General features: G+C 27.6%; 14 protein-coding genes. 13 read left to right on the top strand and 1 reads right to left on the bottom strand.

Annotated elements, in window-relative coordinates:
- Positions 1-17 precede the first annotated feature (17 nt).
- The gene (locus ACTG48_RS11390; protein WP_021384949.1) at positions 18-1,394 is read left to right on the top strand and encodes an NCS2 family permease; all 1,377 of its coding nucleotides are present in this window, start codon (positions 18-20) and stop codon (positions 1,392-1,394) included.
- Between the two features lie 94 nt (positions 1,395-1,488).
- Here ACTG48_RS11390 and ACTG48_RS11385 read toward each other — a convergent pair whose 3' ends face one another.
- On the bottom strand, positions 1,489-2,634 hold the full coding sequence (locus tag ACTG48_RS11385; protein WP_479916902.1) for a DEAD/DEAH box helicase: 1,146 nt from the start codon (positions 2,632-2,634) through the stop codon (positions 1,489-1,491).
- Between the two features lie 254 nt (positions 2,635-2,888).
- Between ACTG48_RS11385 and ACTG48_RS11380 the strand changes: the two genes are divergently transcribed.
- The 12 genes from ACTG48_RS11380 (at position 2,889) to ACTG48_RS11325 (ending at position 15,089) form a co-directional block, all read left to right on the top strand.
- Entirely contained in the window at positions 2,889-3,596 is a 708-nt protein-coding gene (locus ACTG48_RS11380; RefSeq protein ID WP_021384953.1) for an ABC transporter ATP-binding protein, read from the top strand.
- 46 nt (positions 3,597-3,642) lie between these two features.
- Complete coding sequence (locus ACTG48_RS11375) at positions 3,643-5,238, top strand: putative ABC transporter permease subunit (protein WP_479916901.1); 1,596 nt, start codon at positions 3,643-3,645, stop codon at positions 5,236-5,238.
- 103 nt (positions 5,239-5,341) lie between these two features.
- Entirely contained in the window at positions 5,342-6,424 is a 1,083-nt protein-coding gene (locus ACTG48_RS11370) for a lysylphosphatidylglycerol synthase transmembrane domain-containing protein (RefSeq protein ID WP_021384944.1), read from the top strand.
- Between the two features lie 148 nt (positions 6,425-6,572).
- Positions 6,573-6,734, top strand: coding sequence for a hypothetical protein (locus ACTG48_RS11365; RefSeq protein WP_021384941.1), 162 nt, complete (start codon positions 6,573-6,575; stop codon positions 6,732-6,734).
- Positions 6,735-7,080: 346 nt separating this feature from the next.
- Positions 7,081-8,349, top strand: coding sequence for a cation:proton antiporter (locus ACTG48_RS11360; RefSeq protein ID WP_021384937.1), 1,269 nt, complete (start codon positions 7,081-7,083; stop codon positions 8,347-8,349).
- A gap of 192 nt (positions 8,350-8,541) precedes the next feature.
- A complete protein-coding gene (locus tag ACTG48_RS11355) occupies positions 8,542-9,330 on the top strand; it encodes an FAD binding domain-containing protein (protein ID WP_479916900.1) in 789 nt (262 codons plus the stop codon).
- A 2-nt stretch (positions 9,331-9,332) separates the two neighbouring features.
- Positions 9,333-9,782, top strand: a complete 450-nt coding sequence (locus tag ACTG48_RS11350; RefSeq protein WP_479916899.1) for a (2Fe-2S)-binding protein — start codon at positions 9,333-9,335, stop codon at positions 9,780-9,782.
- A gap of 3 nt (positions 9,783-9,785) precedes the next feature.
- The gene (locus ACTG48_RS11345) at positions 9,786-12,050 is read left to right on the top strand and encodes a xanthine dehydrogenase family protein molybdopterin-binding subunit (protein ID WP_479916898.1); all 2,265 of its coding nucleotides are present in this window, start codon (positions 9,786-9,788) and stop codon (positions 12,048-12,050) included.
- A gap of 140 nt (positions 12,051-12,190) precedes the next feature.
- Positions 12,191-12,499: a hypothetical protein gene (locus ACTG48_RS11340; protein WP_021384952.1), complete on the top strand. Its 309-nt coding sequence runs from the start codon at positions 12,191-12,193 to the stop codon at positions 12,497-12,499.
- 283 nt (positions 12,500-12,782) lie between these two features.
- Positions 12,783-13,283 (top strand): QueT transporter family protein, encoded by a 501-nt coding sequence (locus tag ACTG48_RS11335; RefSeq protein WP_479916897.1) that lies wholly within the window; start codon positions 12,783-12,785, stop codon positions 13,281-13,283.
- 57 nt (positions 13,284-13,340) lie between these two features.
- Positions 13,341-14,318 carry a helix-turn-helix transcriptional regulator gene (locus ACTG48_RS11330; RefSeq protein WP_479916896.1) on the top strand — a complete coding sequence of 326 codons (978 nt, stop codon included), beginning with the start codon at positions 13,341-13,343 and terminating at the stop codon, positions 14,316-14,318.
- A gap of 42 nt (positions 14,319-14,360) precedes the next feature.
- Positions 14,361-15,089 (top strand): FtsZ/tubulin family protein, encoded by a 729-nt coding sequence (locus ACTG48_RS11325; RefSeq protein ID WP_234781116.1) that lies wholly within the window; start codon positions 14,361-14,363, stop codon positions 15,087-15,089.
- Positions 15,090-15,091 lie beyond the last annotated feature (2 nt).

The raw sequence follows: 15,091 nt of genomic DNA, 5'->3' as shown, positions 1-15,091 counted from the left end.
TAATAGGAGGTGTTGTTATGCAAACAACAAACAGTAGTACCATGCAGAAACTTTTTCCAATTTTGACTAATAAAAATGTCGATATGAAGAAGGAAGTAATTGCAGGAGTAACTACTTTTTTAACTATGGCTTATATAATAGCTGTAAATCCAAATATTTTATCTGAAACAGGTATGCCAGCAGGTGCACTTGTTACAGGGACATGTTTAGCAGCAGCATTTGGATGTATTTTAATGGGTGTAGTTGCAAATCTTCCTTTTGCTTTAGCATCAGGCATGGGTCTTAATGCATTTTTTGCATATACAGTAGTTTTACAAATGGGTGTTCCTTGGGAAGTGGCTCTTACAGCAGTGTTTGTAGAAGGTATTATTTTTATAGTGTTATCAGTGAGTGGAGTTCGTGAGGCTGTTGTAAATGCAATACCAAAAAATATGAAATTAGCTGTTACAGGTGGTATTGGTATATTTATTGCACTTATAGGTTTAGTAAATAGTGGAATTGTTATCGGAGACCAAGCTACTCTTATCAAAATGGGTAGATTTACACCAGCAGTAATAATAACTTGTATAGGGTTAATAATTATTGCCGTATTAGATAAAAAAAGAGTTAAAGGTTCTATACTTTTTGGAATAGTAGTAAGTTCATTGCTTGCTTGGGGATTTGCTTTTATGAATCCAGAGTATGCACAAAAATTAGGTATATACTTACCTGGTGGATTATTTAAATTTGAAAGTTTAGCACCAATAGCAGGTAAAATAGATTTAGGATATGTATTACATCCAACAAATATAGGTGGATTTTTAGTAGTAGTTTGTACGTTCTTATTTGTTGATTTCTTTGATACAGTAGGTACATTGGTTGGTGTTTGCTCTAAAGCAAATATGCTAGACGAAAAAGGAAATGTTCCTAATGTAGGTAGAGCTTTACTTACAGATGCAGTTGCAACTACAGTAGGTGCAGGACTTGGAGTATCTACAGTTACAACTTATGTTGAAAGTTCAACAGGAGTTATAGCAGGTGGAAGAACTGGATGGACAGCAGTAACAGTTGGTATTTTATTCTTGGCTGCAATGTTTTTCTCTCCTGTATTTATAGCAATTCCATCATGTGCTACAGCACCAGCTTTAATATATGTTGGATACTTAATGCTTGGTACAGTTAAAGATATCGAGTTTGATAATATAACTGAAGGTGTACCAGCGTTTGTTACGATTGCTTGTATGGCATTAACTTATAGTATAGGTGATGGTTTGACTTTAGGTATATTAACTTATGTTTTCGTAAATGTATTTTACAATATATTTGGAGCTAAAAAGGCAGAGGACAAGAAACATGTTTCTATAGTAATGATTGTTTTGGCTATATTATTTATAATAAAACTTTGGCTATTATAATAGATATTATTTAAAAAGTTAATTTAATAAAATAAAGAGCTATAATTTCTCATATGTTTTGATGAGAAATCATAGCTCTTTCGTATTCATTAGACTATTTAATTGTATCTATTAGTTTTCCATTTTGTAAAGTTTTAGGCGTAATTGTTATATTGAATTCTTTTTGTAAATCCTTTATAATATCTAATTCTTGTTTTGTTACTATTGAGATTGTATTACCACTTCGATTTCCTCTAGCAGTTCGACCACATCTATGCAAGTACTCATTTTTACTTTTTGGAAAATCTAAATTAAAAACATGACTTACATCTACTATATCCAGTCCACGAGCAGATAAATCAGTTGTAATCAAAACTTTTGCTTTTCCAATTTTAAATTTATTTATTGCATTTTTTCTATCTTCTTTTGCCATATTTCCAAAAATCCCTATTGCTTTATAGTTATGATAATTTAGTTTTGATACTAAAACTTCTATATTTTTTTCATTATTTACAAATACAATTGCTCTTTTTGGATTTGTGGCAGCTAATGTCTTTCTAAGAAAAGTGAACTTATCTCTTATCTCACCTAATAAATATGAGTGATTTATATTAGGATTTATTTGTGACTTTTCTTTCGTCTTTATTATTTCAAATTCTTTCATAATTTTATCACAAACTTTTATAGTATTATCAGTAAGGCTTGCAGAGCATCCTATAATTTGTCTATCTCTTAATGTAGTTCTTATTATATCTTCTATACAAGTTATGTTTTTTCCATTTAATAGATTGTCCACTTCATCTAAGACAATAGTTTTTATATTATGCGATTTTAATTTCTTTTGTTTTATTAAGTCTAAAACTCTTCCACAAGAGCCGATTACTATATGTGGTTTTATTGTTTTTATATTTTTTATTTGTTTTTGTATATTTACTTCCCCGATTAAAGCTAAAGAGGTCAAAGGAATTTCTGAGTTTTTAGCTAATAATTCCACTTGATTTGTAATCTGCATTACTAATTCATGTGTAGGTGCAAGTATAAGAGCTTGTGTCTCTCTTTTTGACGTATCAATTTTTTCACATATAGGTAGAAGGTATGCTAGTGTTTTCCCTGTACCAGTCTGAGAATTAATCAATAAATCTTTATTTTGTATTATATTTTCTATAGCAAGTGATTGAACTTCTGTTGGAGAAGTTATGTCTTGTTTTTTAAGCCCATCTATTAGAGTAGAACTTATTTTTAATTGTTCAAATGTATTCATATTTTGCTCCTTCTATTTAATCATTATATTATTATAGTCAACTATTTTTTATTATACATTGTTTAGGCAAATCGAACTATACATTCTTTTATAATTATGTGTAATTTAGAATTAAATATAATTTGTATTTCTATATTTCTGACGATTTTGTATTGTATAAACTTTAAAAATAAACAAATAAAAGTTGTAATTATTTGATATTTGTTATATATTATATATAACAAATATCAAGACTATAATTAAGGAGGAAAATTATGTTAAAGATAATCAATGTATCTAAATCATATAAAAATAAAAAAGTAGTAAATAATGTTTCTTTTGATGTAAATGATGGAGAACTTTTTGGGTTTATAGGTCATAATGGAGCAGGTAAAACTACTACTATTAAAGCAATAGTTGGGATACACGATTTTGAAGAGGGAGAGGTACTTGTAAATTCTAAATCTATAAAAAAACAGCCTGTTGAATGTAAAAAAGAAATGGCATATATACCTGATAATCCAGATTTATATGAATCATTAACTGGAGTACAATATCTCAATTTTATAGCAGATATATTTGAAGTTGATAAAAATGAAAGAGAAGAGTTAATAAAATATTATTCAAATAAGTTTGAACTTAATAAAGCATTAGGGGATTTAATATCTTCATATTCACATGGTATGAAACAAAAATTAGCCATAATTTCAGCCTTAATACATAATCCAAAAATTTTAATTCTTGATGAACCTTTTGTAGGTCTTGACCCAAAAGCATCATTTATATTGAAAGAGATTATGAAGGAGTTTTGTGAAAAAGGTGGTTGTATATTTTTCTCAACACACGTTTTAGAAGTTGCTGAAAAAATTTGTGATAAGATTGCCATAATAAAAGATGGAAATATAATTGCCTATGGAACTACAGAAGAAGTTAAAGGAAGTAATTCACTTGAAAGTATCTTTATGGAATTAATAGAAAAATAAAATGTTTTTTATACAATATAGTGTCTAAAGTGAGGAATGATAAAATATGAGCAATATAAGTATATTAATAAAAACTAATATAATAAATGAATTTAAATTAAATGCCTTAAAAAAAGCAGATGGCAGAGAAAAGCAAAAAATAATAGGAATGGTATTTTCGATTATTATTATAGCAGGTCTGTTGATTTTTTATGTAACTAGTTTAAGTCTTTATTTAGTTGATATTTTGAAACAAATAAATCAAATGGAAATATTACTGATATTTGGATTTGGACTATCAACATTGACAACAATTGTTACATCATTATACAAAACTTCATCATATCTATTTCAAGCAAAAGATTTAGACCTCTTGACTAGTTTACCAATAAAAGAATCTACTGTATTAGCAAGTAAAATAGTGATGCTAATTGGAGCAAACTATTTATTTTCTTCAATATGTATGATTATACCAGCAGTAGTTTATTTTTTAAATTCTGATGTAAGTATAACCTATTTCCCTTATTTAATATTATTATTTTTAGCTTTGCCTTTATTACCAATAATTGTTTCATCAATAATTTTTCTATTTATAGGGCAGATATCATCAAGAATAAAATATAAAAATTTAGTGTTAATCATAGGTAGTGTTATATTGATTCTATTTTATACTTTATTTATGTCAAAATTGAATTCTATATCAGTTGAAATGTTAAAAAATAGTGCATCTATTTCAGAGACTATTAGAAAAATATATCCACCTACATATTATTTTGTTGATGCTCTTAAAACAGGAAGTATAACTTCATTTTTGGTATTTATAGCAATATCAATAATACCATTTTTTATGTTTGTAACTTTATTTGCTAAAAGATTTAAAAATATAAATTCTAAGATGCGTGAAAGTTATAAATCAAAAAGTTATGAATTCAAGAGTCAAAAAATTTCAAGACCATCAAAAGCTCTATTAAAAAAGGAGTTTAAGAGATATTCTTCTTCATTCATCTACTTTTTAAATTCGTCTGTTGGTCTGTTATTTCTAATAGTAGGGACAATTTTAATATTAGTATTTGGTGCAGATAAAATGGCTGAATTACTAAAAATGAATATTGATTTTAGCCTTATAAAAATGCAGTTATTAGGTGTAATATTCTTTATAATAGTAATGAATTGTACAACATATTGTTCGATTTCTTTTGAAGGAAAAAATTTATGGATATTAAAGTCTTCTCCAATAGATGAGAAAGAAATATTCTGGTCAAAGATATTGATGAATTTTTTATTAAATGCACCATTATCTATTTTATGTCTAATACTGGTATCTATAAGATTAGGTTTTGAAGTTCAATTTATTATTGTATCAATTTGTCTAATTACAAGTCTTTCAATGTTTGTAGCTTTGATGGGTTTATTAACAAATTTATTATATCCAAACCTTGATTGGAAAAATGAAGTGGCTGTGGTAAAGAGAAGTGCAAGTATGATAGTTACAATGTTAGCATCATTAGTATATATAGTTATACTTGGAGGTATCTATATATTACTGGGAATTTCATTTTTAAATATGTATATTGTTTTAGCAAGTGTGCTTACATTAATATTAGATTTTATGATATGGAGAATTATTTCTACTAAAGGAGTAAAAATATTTAAAAGTTTGTAGATGTGTTTGTGTCTAATAGAGACTTATTTTTTTTAGTATTGCAAAGAATATGTTAAGTAGTATACTATGATATAGTGATATGAAAAAATTTAGGAGAAAATGAATGAGAAAACTATCCAAAAAAGAAAAAGATTTTATTCAATATGGATTTTTACTATTTTTGATATGTATTACTACTTATTTAGTGTTAACTACTTTAGATATAAAACTAATACCTAAAATTATAAGGCTAGTAAATAAGGCTTATATATTCTTTGGAATATTAATAATATTAGTATATATGCTAATTGAAGCTATTGTAACTCATTTGATAATAAATGCAGTTCAAAAAACAAAAGTAAAATTTATTGGTATTAAAATGGCTACAATGGGATTTTACTATAATTTAGTTACTCCATTTGCATCTGGAAGTCAACCCATGCAAATATATGCACTTACAAAATATGATGTGAGTCTTAGTAAGTCAGTAGCTATAGTTACTAATAAGACAGTGGTATTTCAAAGTACAGTTACTCTGTTTTGTGGAATTTTAATTTTGTTAAATAAGTCGTTATTAATGCAACAAGTACATTCTGTTAGAGTGTTAATAACAGTTGGTATGATTATGAATGTAAGTATGTTGTTAGGTGGACTACTAATAGTATTTAGTCCCAAACAAGTAAAAATGGTAGCAGAAATTTTGATTAATCTTTTATCTAAATTTAAGACGTTTAAATTCTTAGATTCAAAACGTGATAGAGTAAATCATTATATTGATGATTATAATTACTCTATAAAAATATTTATCAAAAATGTGAGAGTTTTAGTTTTAAGTATATTGCTTACTGTATTACAACTAATCGCGTATTTTAGTATAGTCTATTGTGTTTATAAAGCTTCAAATTTAAAAGGAGTATCTTATATACATATAATGACACTACAAGTATTTTTGTATATGGCAATATCGCCAGTGCCAACACCAGGAAATGTTGGAGCAAATGAGGTTACATTCTTTACTATGTTTTCAAAAATAATTCCAAAAGAGTTATTAGGGTATTCAGTACTCTTATATAGTGGGTTTGTATATTATTTTATATTAATAATTTCAGGTATATTTACGTTTAGGACGCATTATACATTAAATAATTGGAAAAAAGAAGAAAGAGTAAATTCTAATTTAGAAGAAGTCATTGAAAAATTTAATTAGCAAAATAATTAGGGAAATTCTAGATATAAATATAGTGTTAAATAAGCTATATTGTATTGAGAAATTTCCCTTTTTTGATTAAAATTATAGAAATTTGAAATAATAAGTAATAAATAGAAAAATTTATATTGTTTTGAAAGGAGAAAATATGAAAAAAGATAGAAAAGATGAAAATAAAAGTAAGATTTTTAGAATGAAAAAAAATCTTGATAATAAACTTGAAGTAGCTGAAGAATTACAACCAAATAAAAATATAGGAAGTATGCTTGGATATAGAATAGATAAGAAAAAAATGAATAGACCAAGCTAATGAAAATGTTGAAAATAGTACATTTTAAAAAAAATATATAATGAAATGTTTTATTGTTAAATTTAAAGTTATTTTAATAAGAAAAAAAGTCGAAAAATATCTAAAAAAGATATACATATAAATAATGCTATTATATATATACTATAAACTTGACAAAATCAACCTTTTAACGACTGGTAAAAAATATTAAAATTATATAAGCGTTATTTAATTATCAAAAATGAAGGTTAAGTTGCAGAGTCCAAAAAATATGATTGATAACATTTATTTGTGTGCTATAATTATATAGTAAAATGAATAAACGAGTATGTCATATAATGCATGCATATTGGGAGGAGAGACTGACATGGAATCATCTATACACACAATTGCCAGTAATAATTTATTGGTGATTTTTGCTGTTGTAAGTATAACTGGAATAATTTGTAGCAAGCTTAGCGAGATATTGAAAGTTCCTGATGTTGTACTATTTTTACTTGTAGGAATTCTAATAGGACCATCATTTTTAAAATTTATAGATATTCGCGGATTTCAAATAGAAAATCAACTAATACTTACATTTGGTTCTGCATTTATCTTATACTTAGGTGGAAAAGAAATAAGTTTAAAAGTGTTGAGAAATGTAAAGATATCTGTATTCTTACTAGCTACTTTAGGAGTTGTGATATCTGCTTTTATAATGCAACAAGTAATAAGCTTTGCTTTTGGAATAAGTGCAATGACTGCTTTATTAGCAGGAACTATAATAGCATCAACAGACCCAGCTACTCTTGTACCTATATTTAATCAGGTAAAAATAAAGGATAGAGTAAAACAAACTGTAATAAGTGAATCAGCTTTTAATGATGCAACAGGAGCTATATTAACATCAGCAGTGTTAGCTGTAATTTTATCAAATAAATTTTCATTAAGTGAAAATATTTATGAATTAGGAACAATGGTTATTGTCGGAGTTGTGATTGGTTTAATTACAGGAATACTGCTTTTGAAATTGGTTAATGATAAACCATATGGAATATTCAAAGATTTTGCACCAATAATATCTGTTATTTCAGTTGTAGTTGCGTATGAATTATCTACAAAATTAGGTGGAAGTGGATACATGTCTTGCTTTATTGTAGGTATAATAACTGGGAATAAGAAAAACTTTAGAATTTGGTTAAGTCAAAAATCTTACGATGCAGATTTCTATGTTGCTGAAACTTTAGGTACTATTTGTCGTATGGCAATATTTATAATATTAGGTAGCCAAGTTAATTTAGCTCAATTAGGTAAATATTTTGTGCCATCTGTAATTACAGTACTAGTTTTAATGTTTATAGCAAGACCACTTTGTGTTTTAGTTTGTACACTTGTGGATAGAGAAGCAAAATGGAGTAAAAATGAAATGTTATTTATGATGTGGGTAAGGGAAACTGGAGTAATACCAGCTGCACTTTGTGGTATCATTTCAGCAATGAAAGTTCCTGGATACGAAGTAATTTCATCAGTAGTATTTATGACTATACTAATCACATTAGTAATACAAGGAAGTACTACAAAATTGGTAGCTAAAAAACTTGGATTATTAGAAGAAGAAGTGATAAATATAAGTGAAAAAGTATCAACTTTTTAAAATTTCACTTTAAATAATACACAATAATGGCTATTTTAAAATTATCTAATGATAATTATTGAAATAGTCATTTTTTATGTAGAACTAATTTACAGAATTTACATATTGGATATATTTATTATCAAAATTTGTTGAAGCTATGATATAATTAGTTGTATTTAAAATAAGAATAGCAAATAAGGGAGGAAATTTATGTTTACGGTTATGGATATTGTACAGCCAAATACAGTAGAAGAAGCGTACTCAATTTTAAATAAAAGAAAAACTAATCAGGTGATTGGTGGAAGTGCTTTTTTAAGAATGGGGAAAAAAAGAATAGGGACAGGAATAGAATTATCTAATTTAAATTTAGATTATATAAAAGAAGATGAAAACTATATTGAGATTGGTTCTATGACTACTTTTAGAACATTAGAGATAAGTCCAATAATCAAAAAAAATTTTGGACAAATAATAGAGGATTCAGTTAAAGATATAATAGGAATTCAGTTTAGAAATGTAGTAACGGTTGGAGCTACAGTATTCTCTAAATATGGTTTTTCTGACTTGATAGTAGCATTACTTTCATTAGATACAGAAGTAGAATTATATAAGGCTGGAAGGATTAGTCTTGAAGATTTTCTTAATAGAGATTATGAGAAAGATTTACTAATTAAGGTATATATAAAGAAGACAAATAAAAATGCTTCTTATAAATCACTGAGAAATGCAAAGAGTGATTATCCTCTCTTAAATGTATCTGTATCAAAACACATGGGAAAATTTAAATTATGTGTAGGTGCAAGACCTCAAAAAGCTATGATTGCAAAACAAGCTAGTGAATTCCTATCTAATAATGAAGTTAATGAAGTTAATATAGATAAAGCAATAGAAATAGCATCAGAAGAATTAACTTTTGGTTCTAATATGAGAGCATCTAGGGATTATAGAAAAGCTATGAGTAAAGTACTTTTAAAAAGAGCTATAATGGAGGTTATTTAATAATGTTAGTGAAGCTTAATATAAATGGAAAGAAAAAAAGTGTAGATATAGAGCCAGAAGAATATCTAGTTGACACTTTGAGAAAAGTTGGTAATCTGAGTGTAAAAAGAGGTTGTGACACAGGATGCTGTGGTCTCTGTACAGTTTTAATTGATAAGAAACCTACATTATCTTGTGCAACATTAACGTTGAGGGTTTTAAATAAAGAAATAACTACAATTGAAGGTTTAGAAAATGAAGTTAGAGAATTTAGTGAGGTTTTGGTAAAAGAGGGAGCTGAACAGTGTGGCTTCTGTTCTCCTGGCTTTATACTTACTGTACTTGCAATGAAAGATGAGCTTGAAAATCCTACAGATGAAGAAATAAAACATTATCTGACAGGAAATCTATGTAGATGCACAGGGTATATGGGACAGTTAAGAGCTATCAAAACTTATCTGGAGGTAAAATAGAACATGAATATAGTTGGAAAAGGAATCAAAAAAATAGATGGAATGAGTATCACAACAGGGAAACCTGTATATACAGATGATTTATCAGCAAAAGATGCTTTGGTGGTAAAGATACTTAGAAGTCCTCATGCTTATGCAAAGATAAAAGATATAGATACATCAAAGGCAGAAATGGTCGATGGTGTTGAATGTGTTTTAACATATAAAGATGTACCAAAATCTAGATTTACACTTGCTGGTCAAACATATCCAGAACCATCTCCATATGATAGATTAATTCTTGAAGATGTTGTGAGATATGTAGGTGATGAAGTAGCTATAGTTGCAGCTGTAGATGAAAAAACAGCAATTAAAGCAATGAATCTTATCAAGGTAAAGTATGAAGTACTTACACCTGTTTTGGATTTTGAAGAGGCAATAGGAAATAAAGCTATAGTGCATGATGAAGATAGACATTGTAACTTTGACATAGGTATGCAGAGAGAAAATAATATAGTATCACATCATGATTATACAAAAGGTGATATTGAAAAAGTATTAAGTAATTGTGATATAGTGATTGAAGAAACTTACTATACTCAAGCTCAAGCACATGCAATGATGGAAACATATAGAGCCTACAATTACTTGGACCATACTGGAAGATTGGTTGTAGTAAGTTCAACTCAAATACCATTTCATGTTAAAAGACATTTATCTCGTGCTTTAGAGCTACCAGCTAGTAAAATTAGAGTTATAAAACCTAGAATTGGCGGCGGGTTTGGCGGAAAACAAACTGCATGTGTGGAGATTTTTTCGGCAATTGTAACTTTAAAAACAGGTAAACCAGCTAAAATAATTTATGATAGAAAAGAAACTTTCAATTGTTCAACAAGTAGACACGCAATGAGATTAAAGGTTAGGTTAGGTGCTACTAATGATGGAATAATAAAAGCTATAGATATAAATGCACTTTCTGATACAGGTGCATATGGAGAGCATGCCTCTACAACTATTGGTTTGGTTGGAGAAAAAACTTTACCAATGTATAATAAAGTTGAAGCAACAAGATTTATTGCAGATGTAGTATACACTAATAAAATGCCAGCAGGAGCACTTAGAGGATATGGAGCTTCTCAAGGATGTTTTGCTGTTGAATCAACTATAAATATGCTTGCTGATAAATTAAACATGGACCCAACAGATTTAAGATTAAAAAATGTAGTAACACAAGGTGAAACTACATTTGCATATGGAAAAACTTTAAATAGTGTGGATTTAGTAAAATGTATAAATAAGGGCAAAGAGCTTATTGGATGGGATGAAAAATATCCTTGTAAACATCTTGATAATGGAAAAATTAGAAGTGTTGGTATGGGAATTACTATGCAAGGGTCTGGTATACAAGGTCTTGACAAGTCTTCAGCTGAAATTAAATTAAATGACTGTGGAGATTATACACTTATGATAGGTTCTACTGATATGGGTACAGGAAGTGACACAATCCTAGCTCAAATGGCTGCTGAAGTACTTGAAACAAGTATCGAAAATATAACAGTCATATCAGCTGATACTGACTTGGTTCCATATGACCCAGGTTCATATGCTTCAAGTACTACCTATGTAACTGGTATGGCAGTAGTTAAAGCTGCTCAAGATTTAAGGGGAAAAATAATTTCTGCTGGAGCTACTAAACTGGGTGTTGATATAGATGAAGTAGAATTTGATGGTGTAAACTTAACTAGCAAAAAAGGTAGTACATTATTGTTTGATATAGCAGTAGATTCTACAATTGGACCAGATACTAATCAATTGATAGGTTTTGCTTCTCATGGTAGTCCAGTATCTCCACCTCCTTTTATAGCTGGTTTTGCAGAAACTGAAATCGACAAAGAAACTGGTAAGGTTGATTTAGTAAATTATGTAGCTATAGTAGATTGTGGAACAGTTATAAATAAAAATCTAGCTAAGATACAAGTTGAAGGTGGAATTGTTCAAGGTATTGGGATGGCGTTATTTGAAGAAGTTAGATATACAGAAAAAGGTAGTATGGATACAAATACATTTATGCAATATAAAATTCCAGCTAGATGTGATATTGGAAATGTAGAAGTAGATTTTGTTGAAACTTATGAACCAACAGGACCATTTGGCGCTAAGTCGGTTGGAGAAGTTGTTATAAATACACCTTTGCCAGCAATACAAGAAGCCGTATTTAATGGTGTTGGTGTGAGAATAAATACACTTCCTATTACACCTGAAAAAATATTTATGGCTCTGAATAAATAATTATTTATGAAGATTTTAGACTAGTTTTACATGTTAAACAACCAGTTATGTCATACCTGTTGAAAGATATTTAATAAGTAGTTATTATAATATTATGAATTTTACTTATAAAATATAAAATTAACTAAGGGGATGATGTTTTGGCTGGAAATCTAAATAACATGAGAGCAGTAAATAATTTTAGAGGAGATAAAAACATTTTAGAATGTTTAGTCAGCTTTGAGGGTCGTTCGATAAGTCAGAGAAAAGTAAGAGTGTTTTTTAAGGAAAAGCAAAACCAAATAGAAATTGACTTTGCAGAAGAGGAAATTTCTAAACTTGTTGAAAATGTTGTTTTAAATACATCATATCAAGAAATGCTGTATGATGAGATAGAAAAACAATTAGAAATTGATTGTGTAGGTACTTGGATGATATTATCTAAATTAAAAGATAGCAGAGTTCATTGATTTTGACATAAATTATTAGAGCCTAATTTTAAGGCTCTTTTTTAATGTTTTTATAGAATAATAGAAAATTAAAATTGAATTTGTATACAATAATTATAACATATATTTAAAATATAGCTATTTGAGTTTATATGTATCATATTGTATAATATAAATTGAATTAATAAAATAGTTCGTTAAAATAATTTGTTTATATAAAATAACTGTTTAAGTTTATAGAATTTGTATAAAATAAAGTTATATTATTAATTTTTAGCAAGAAAATTTTTACTAGGAGACAGATATGAGAAGAAAGAGTATTAATATAGCATTAACAGCAGTTGTTACAGCAATTTATGCGGTTTTAACCCTGTCATTGGGATTTATAAGTTATGGTCCAATACAATTTAGAGTAGCAGAGATTATGATGCTTTTAGCGTTTTTAGATAAAGGATACATAGTAGGTCTTACATTAGGATGTTTTTTAGCAAATGTTATAGGTCCATACGGTGTACCTGATATAGTATTTGGGACATTAGCTACATTTATAAGTGGGAGTTTGATTTATTTTACTAGAAAAATAGGTGGACAAAGTAAGGGTACATTGATTATAGCTTCTATATGGCCAACTATCGTAAATGCAGTTGTAGTTGGATTGATGTTAAACATATTTTTTGGACTTCCTTTGATTTTATCTATGATACAGGTAGGTTTTGGAGAATTTGTGGTTGTGACAGTAGTTGGAGTACCATTTTTTAGTTTTTTAATGAAAAAATATAAGAATGTCATTGATATTAAATTTTAAAAAATACACTATCATTTCATAGATTAAGATTAGTATTAATAATGAGGGGGATTTTATTTGTCAAAGATAAAAAGATTAACTGATGTTTGGACATATATTAATGATAAGCAGAAGTTTACAATTAAAGAGTTGTCAGAAGAGTTTAATCTTTCAACTAAGACTATTCAACGATACTTGACAGAATTAAACGAAATGGGACTTCCAATTCAGACAGAAAAGGGTAGGAATGGAGGGTATAGGGTTTTAAATAATAGCTATATACCTCCTGTTGTATTTACAGAAATAGAAGTAATGTCTATCTTCTTTGCTCTTAAATCACTTCAAATTTATAAGTCAATGATAATAGATAAAGAAATTGATTCTATAATAAGAAAAATAAGTTATGAGCGTAAAAGCAGTATAAAAGAAGGGATAGATAATATAAAAAGTTATATTGAGTTTATACCTAATGAAGGAAGGTATAAAAGTAGTGATATAGTTGAAATTTTTAGAGCTTCCTCAGAGTCCTGCATTTTAAATATTAAATATAAGTCTGGAAATCAATTATTAGAGAAAAATGTATGCCCTATGGGTATATTTTTAAAGAGGTGTGTGTGGTTTACACCTGTATATGATTATGAAAGTAATAAGATTATATTAATTTGTATGGAAAATGTGATTGAATTTAAAAGGATAGGTAAGAGTAAAAAGAAAAATATAAGTTTGAAAGAGTGGATAGATACAGTATATGTGAAAGCATATGAAAATATGTCATTTACTAAAAAATTTGGTGAAAGTATTAAACTATGTGTACTATTAACTAAAGAAGGTATATCCAAAATAAAGAATAATTCTTATGATTTAGATGTAGAAATAAAGGAAGATGGTAGTGGTCTAATTGATACATTCATAGAGCAAGGTGAAATAGATTGGTATGTATCTACTTTATTTTCAATAGGTAAAGATGCAAGAGTGATAGAGCCAAAATTTATAAATAAATTGCTTTATGACAAGGCTAAAGAGTTAAAATATTTTTTTGAAGAAAATATGTTATAATATTTAAAATGTTAAAACCAAATAATTATTAAGGAGATATGTATGATAATGGAAGATTTTAATAAGAATGCTAAGATAATTGGTATTGGAACTGAAGGTATTAATATAATAAATGAAATAGAAGAAAAAATAAAAGAAAATGTAGACATAGAAAGAATTAATATAAATCAAGAAGTTGAAAAAGAATATGTCAGAAGCCTTTTAGATGGAGTAGAGATATTATTTTTAGCATATTCAACTGAAGACAAACAAAGTAGAGAGATTATAAAAGCTATTTCATATATGTCAAATGAAAGAAGAATTTTATCTATAGGAATGAATTGTTCAGAGAAGGAAAATAAAGAAGATTTAGAACTTGGGAGAGAATTTAAAATCAATAATGATAATATCTTTAAATTTGTTGATTTAATGAATATTATGATAGAGTCTATTTCGGATTCCTGTATGATAAATATAGATATAACTGATTTAAAGGAAGCTATTATAGGAGATAAGGGAATTAAGTATTCTTTTGAAGAATTTGAAGATACAAAAGAATATAGTGACATAGCTAACGTTTTATTTGAAAAAATGGAGTATTTAGGTGAAGAATTCATAAACAAAAAAGGCATTGTATTTGTTGAAGGAAATATGGACTTTTCTCTAGTAGAATTGAATGATTTAATAAATAATATTCAAAGTAAAATAGAAGAAAAATATGAAGTGATATTTTCTTTATACTTAAAAGAAAATTTAGACGGAAAGATTAAAGTTGCTTTGTTATATAATTAGTA

Source organism: Clostridioides sp. LIBA-6822 (assembly GCF_056688955.1).
Note: the sequence above shows the minus strand (reverse complement) of the source record. Positions and strands in the feature narration are given on the sequence as shown.